At 37.4% G+C, this 281-nt stretch carries 1 tRNA gene; it reads right to left on the bottom strand.

From position 1 onward, the window contains the following. Window positions 1–176: 176 nt before the first annotated feature. A tRNA-Ile gene (locus FKR84_RS13255) sits at window positions 177–250 on the bottom strand. Window positions 251–281 lie beyond the last annotated feature (31 nt).

Raw genomic sequence — 281 nt, 5'->3', positions numbered from 1 at the left:
TGCAAGGCAGGCGCTCTAGCCAGCTGAGCTAATCCCCCATATACTAGTAGTTAGTACATAGTAGTTAGTAGTTAGATACAACTACTACTCAACTTCTAGAATTTCCTTTCAATTTGTAATGAACTTGTTTAGTTAAAAACTTAAAATCTTCCAATCCTAAATTTTTAATCACTTCGTAGTCTCAGGCAGACTCGAACTGCCGACCTCTACATTATCAGTGTAGCGCTCTAACCAGCTGAGCTATGAGACTGCATTTTTTATATGCATTTTATATTGCGCAA

The organism is Haloflavibacter putidus, assembly GCF_006546625.1.
GTDB lineage: Bacteria > Bacteroidota > Bacteroidia > Flavobacteriales > Flavobacteriaceae > Mesonia > Mesonia putida.
This window is presented reverse-complemented; position numbering and strand designations above follow the sequence as displayed.